The sequence below is a fragment of the Bacillus sp. mrc49 genome, assembly GCF_002803435.1.
Genome location: NZ_PHNG01000718.1, coordinates 1 through 4,188 on the forward strand (window position 1 = coordinate 1; position 4,188 = coordinate 4,188).

Consider the following 4,188-nt stretch of genomic DNA (forward strand, 5'->3'; position numbering starts at 1 on the left):
AATGCTTGGTCCTGGGTGTGTTTGACAGACCGATCAAGTTCACTGGCATAGGGAAGGAAGCCGATGAGCAATTGGGCGGGCAGCTAACAGAGTTAGTGAAAGCTGGAGAAATCTCTTCCAAGAAAAAATCAGTGGTTAAAATACATACATTAGGCAAGTTAGGCGTGAAGCGGTTGGTGTTTGTGGGCCTGGGCAAGGAAAAAGAGCTTACTTTCGAAACGCTCCGCGAAGCGCTCGGTAAAGCGCGTAAAACGATTGCGGAATCCAAGCTGACGACTCTGTCGATCGCCTTGGATACATTCACGACTGAAAACCTGGATGCCCTGGACGCTGCGCATGCGTGCTCGGAGGCGTTCGAACTTGCTTCCTATAAGTTTGAAGGCTACAAGCAAAAATCGAACCAGGTCGAAAAAAGCATCGAAAGAATTACGGTTTATAGTGATGCCGATAGTGGCGAGGTAGGGGCGGCGCTTCATGTAGGCAGAATTTTCGGCAGGGCCACCAACTCGGCGAGGACATTGGTCAATACACCTGGGAATTTGCTGACTTCCACGGATTTGGCTGACTATTCAGCCGCTTTGGGTGAACGTTATGGTTTTGAAGTGGAGATACTTGAGAAGGAAGATATGCTCAAGTTGGGAATGGGAGCCCTCCTTGCCGTCAATCAGGGCTCGGTCGAACCACCGAAAATGATCGTGTTGAAGTATCAAGGAAAAGAGGAATGGAGGGATGTTATCGGTTTGGTAGGCAAAGGCATCACGTTCGATACTGGGGGATATTCCTTGAAAACGAAGGCCGGCATCGTCGGAATGAAAACGGATATGGGGGGTGCTGCAGCCGTATTGGGGGCAATGGAGATTATCGGCGAATTGGGGCCGGACCAAAATGTAGTTGCCGTCATTCCTTCCACTGATAATATGATCAGCGGCGAGGCCTTCAAGCCGGATGATGTGATCACTGCCATGAGCGGAAAAACGATCGAGGTATTGAATACCGATGCTGAAGGACGGCTCGTCTTGGCAGATGCCGTGACCTACGCTAAACATCATGGTGCAGAATACCTGATTGACGTAGCGACGTTAACGGGCGGTGTCATAACGGCGCTGGGCATGGATATGACTGGTGCAATGACCAATGACGTTGAATTCTACGAGCAAGTCCAAAAAGCTTCCGAGGAGGCCGGCGAGCCTATGTGGCGGCTGCCCATTACCGAAAAGGACAAGGAACGCGTACGCAATAGTAAGATAGCAGATTTGAACAATTCACCTGGCGGGGCCGGGCATGCCATCATGGGCGGGGCTTTCATCGGTGAATTTGCAGAAGCGACCCCGTGGGTCCACCTGGATATTGCCGGCACGTCGACAACCTCCAGCAGCTCTGCATTATGCACCGCAGGAGCGACGGGTGTCATGGCTCGGACGCTTGCCTTATTGGTTGAAACCTTTGAAGCGAAATGAACAAAAAAACCGAAGCCAAGCATAGGCTTCGGTTTTTTTTCAAATATCCCTCCATTTTAGACTGATGATGATATGGCAATTAACCTCTCCAGCTTTCGGATGGAAATCAAAACGGATTCCATCTGGGTTATACATGATATCAGGTTCGTTTTTAATGCCGATCTTCCGGATCATTTCCGTCACGAGGCTTTTTTCCGATGATTGGGCAGCGGTCATCAATCCGTTTGCGAAAGGCTTGGATGTCGCTAAAGTGTTCATGACTTTTTGCACATCGATCAATAAGGACTGCGAGGCCTTTGCCGATTTAACCAACAAATCGGGATTGGTAGCCGAGTAGGGACGGATGCTCCCAGCCAGCCCGTCATACATATGAGGGGGATGCAGGCCGAAGGGGAAATAAGGGTGATTTTCCATTAAGTTTCCTTCCTTTCCTTCAGGCTTTCTTTAGACCTGTTTTCTTTATACGTTAAACTATGTAAGAACGCCTTGCGATATGATAGCGGCTCGACGACTGCCCTTTCCTGAAACCCAATCCAGGGAATTTTAGCGAAACACACACTATTATTTGTAAACAGCTTCATTGACAGGTATAGTGGATAGTAATATACTTACTTACCTAAAGTAAGGAGTATGCACACTATAAATTAAAAAATAGGTGATGTTATCATGAAAATAAACGAGCAAACAAAAAGCATTCTAATAGATAAAATGACGATCCTGAAAACCCCTGGAAAAGCGGATATATGCTTAGTGGGGCCTGTTAAGCTCCCTGTGGAACAAGGTGATTTCTCCGCCGTGTTCCAATGGTATACATGGCTTGAGCTGGATGGTGCGAATCATGACAAGGAAGCGGTGCTTGAATCGCTTTCGGATGCAAACCTGGCTTTTGGACAACAGTCCTCCGTATTGGTATATGGTGATTTTAAAGAGTCCGAGAATGCACTTGTCCGGATGCATAGCATCTGCCATACAGGTGATATTTTTGGCAGTAAACGATGTGATTGCGGCTATCAGCTCCACCAATCGATGAAGATGATTGCCGAGCATGGCTGCGGCGCCATTTTTTACCTTGCTGACCATGAAGGAAGAGGAATCGGCCTATTCTCCAAGTCCCTTGCTTATTTGCTTCAGCAGGAAGGCTATGACACGGTCGAGGCGAACCAGGCATTAGGGTTTGAAGACGATACACGTTCCTACGAAGGGGCAATTCGCGTATTACGGGAATTGCGCGAGAATCCGGTGACATTAATTACGAATAACCCGAAGAAACTGGATGCCCTGATGAAGCATGGTCTCGCGGCAAAGGACCATATACCGCTATGGGGCGGGCTAACGGAAGATAATAGCTTCTATTTGGACACAAAGGTTAAGAAGTCTGGACATATTCCCCTGCAGAAGCCAACTTTTATCGTATAAGGAGAGCTTAACGTATGAATGATGATCAATATTACATGAAGCTGGCACTAGATCTAGCAGCCAGTGCCAAAGGAAAGACGAATCCGAATCCAGTGGTCGGGGCAGTCATCGTCAAGGACGGCGTGATTGCCGGTACAGGAATCCATCGGAAGGCGGGTGAGCCGCATGCTGAAGTCCATGCGTTCAAAATGGCTGGTGAGTACGCAGAGGGTGCAACCCTATACGTAACGCTAGAGCCGTGTTCCCATTATGGAAAGACTCCTCCTTGTGCAAATTTAGTCAAGGAATCGGGCGTCCATCGGGTTGTCGTGGCTACACAAGATCCAAACCCGGAAGTTGCAGGAAGAGGGATAGCGATCCTGAAGGATGCAGGCATTGAAGTGGAAGTTGGCGTTTTGGAAAAAGAAGCGCAAAGACTGAATGAACGCTTTATCCACAATATGACGAAGAATCGTCCATTCATCATCTCGAAGCTTGCGATGACGCTCGATGGAAAACTTGCCACACATACAGGCCATTCGAAATGGATAACTGGAGAAGAATCCCGGCATTCCGTACATGTGCTGCGTAATGAGGTTGATGCCATCCTCGTCGGAATCGGCACTGTACTGGCCGATGATCCATCATTGACGACAAGACTTCCCGAAGGCGGAGGCAAAAATCCGATCCGGATCATTTTGGACAGTGAACTTCGTGTTCCTTTGGATGCTAATGTTGTTGACGCCTCGGAAGCCAAAACGATAATCGTAACGCAGGAACATGCACCTAAGGAAAAAATCGCCTTCCTGAGCGAAAAAGGGATCGAATTCATTTTTGTCCCAAAAAATGAGGGCGGTCTCGATTTGGGCGCGCTGACGGAAGAATTGTATAAAAAGGGAATTACGGATGTTTTGCTAGAGGGTGGAAGTGAAGTCAATGCCTCTTTCCTAAGGGCAGGGCTCATCGATAAATTCTTGATTTACGTTGCTCCTAAACTATTGGGCGGGAGAAACTCGCTGACGCCGTTTACTGGAGTGAATATTGATACGATGGATGAAGCGCTGGATGTAGCCTTCTCTAGTGTGGACATGTTTGGAGAAGACATCCGCATCACCGCTTATCCGAAATTATAATGGACAACAGGTGAAGAATGATGGTGGTTAAAACTGATGTATGCATAGTGGGGTCTGGCCCTGGAGGAGCACTGTTAGCCTATCTTTTGGCCAAGCGGGGCATATCGGTCGTCCTGCTTGAAAGGCATTCTGACGTGTCAAGGGAGTTCAGGGGGGAGTTCCTGAATGAGGAAGGAGAGGACATCCTTAAAAAGCATGGTTTA

Annotated in this window: 5 protein-coding genes; 4 read left to right on the forward strand and 1 reads right to left on the reverse strand. The window is 48.2% G+C overall.

The window, feature by feature from the left end:
* Positions 1–5: 5 nt before the first annotated feature.
* The gene (locus CVN76_RS20430; RefSeq protein ID WP_232732383.1) at positions 6–1,457 is read left to right on the forward strand and encodes a leucyl aminopeptidase; all 1,452 of its coding nucleotides are present in this window, start codon (positions 6–8) and stop codon (positions 1,455–1,457) included.
* A 39-nt stretch (positions 1,458–1,496) separates the two neighbouring features.
* Here CVN76_RS20430 and CVN76_RS20435 read toward each other — a convergent pair whose 3' ends face one another.
* Complete coding sequence (locus tag CVN76_RS20435) at positions 1,497–1,871, reverse strand: hypothetical protein (RefSeq protein ID WP_100532832.1); 375 nt, start codon at positions 1,869–1,871, stop codon at positions 1,497–1,499.
* 252 nt (positions 1,872–2,123) lie between these two features.
* Here CVN76_RS20435 and CVN76_RS20440 point away from each other — a divergent pair, with 252 nt between their 5' ends.
* From CVN76_RS20440 to CVN76_RS20450, 3 genes are all read left to right on the forward strand, one after another.
* Positions 2,124–2,873: a GTP cyclohydrolase II gene (locus CVN76_RS20440; protein ID WP_061142448.1), complete on the forward strand. Its 750-nt coding sequence runs from the start codon at positions 2,124–2,126 to the stop codon at positions 2,871–2,873.
* Positions 2,874–2,887: 14 nt separating this feature from the next.
* Complete coding sequence (gene ribD, locus CVN76_RS20445) at positions 2,888–3,985, forward strand: bifunctional diaminohydroxyphosphoribosylaminopyrimidine deaminase/5-amino-6-(5-phosphoribosylamino)uracil reductase RibD (RefSeq protein WP_100532833.1); 1,098 nt, start codon at positions 2,888–2,890, stop codon at positions 3,983–3,985.
* Positions 3,986–4,005: 20 nt separating this feature from the next.
* Positions 4,006–4,188: FAD-dependent oxidoreductase (locus CVN76_RS20450; RefSeq protein ID WP_157805727.1), on the forward strand; the 183-nt coding region annotated here is incomplete at its 3' end.